This window comes from Streptomyces sp. WAC05292, from assembly GCF_003949955.1.
GTDB lineage: Bacteria > Actinomycetota > Actinomycetes > Streptomycetales > Streptomycetaceae > Streptomyces > Streptomyces globosus.
This window is the reverse complement of record NZ_RPSE01000777.1, coordinates 1-958: the sequence shown is the minus strand read 5'-3', so window position 1 is coordinate 958 and position 958 is coordinate 1. Positions and strand designations below refer to the sequence as shown.

1 protein-coding gene is annotated in these 958 nt (G+C 76.6%); it reads left to right on the top strand.

Translation table 11 applies throughout. From position 1 onward, the window contains the following. A partial coding sequence (locus EF903_RS32975) for an enoyl-CoA hydratase/isomerase family protein (protein ID WP_148142664.1) occupies positions 1 to 958 on the top strand: 958 nt, incomplete at both ends.

Sequence of the window (958 nt, the reverse complement as noted above, 5' to 3'; positions counted from 1 at the left end):
CTGCTGCCCGCCCTGCCGGAACTCCCCGCCCCGACCCGGGCGGCGGCCGACGCAGGGCGGCGCACCTGGTCCGACATCTCCTACCGGGAGGAGGGCGCGGCGGGCTTCCTGTCGTTCTCCTTCCCCGGCGGGGCGATGGGCACCGACCACTGCCGGCGCCTGCTCGCCGCGTACCGCGAGGCGTGTACCCGCCCCACCTCCGTCCTCGTCCTCGGCGGGGGCCGCGACTTCTTCTCCAACGGCATCCACCTCGGCGTCATCGAGGCCGCGCCGGACCCGGCCGCCGAGTCCTGGGCGAACATCCACGCGATGAACGACCTGGTGGAGGCCGTCCTCACCACCACCGACCGGCTCGTCGTCGCCGCCGTCGGCGGGAACGCCGCCGCCGGGGGCGCGATGCTCGCGCTCGCCGCGGACGAGGTGTGGTGCCGCTCCGGGGCGGTCCTGAACCCGCACTACCGGCTGATGGGCCTCCACGGCTCCGAATACTGGACGTACACCCTGCCCCGACGCACCGGCAGCGCCGCCGCCAGGCGCCTGACGGCCGAGGCCCTGCCCGTCGGGGCGGAGGCCGCCCGCCGCCTCGGCCTGGTCGACCGCACCATCGAATGCACCCCGCAGGCCTTCGCGGACGAAACGGCCCGTCTCGCCGTACGGTTGGCGAACTGGCCCGCCACCCACTCCCGCATCGCGGGCAAGAAGGCCCGCCGCGACGTGGACGAGCAGCTGCGGCCGCTGGCCGCCTACCGGGAGGCGGAGCTGGCGCGGATGGCGGAGGCCTTCGACGACCCCGCCGCCCCCTACCACGCCCTGCGCCGCGCCTTCGTCCGCAAGCAGCCCCCGGAGGCCACCCCCGACCACCTGGCGTGCCGCGTGCCCGGCCGGCGCGTTTCCGCCGCCCCGCGCCGGGCGGACGTCACCGCACCGGCCGAACAGAACAGGGCGGACGGGACCGCCG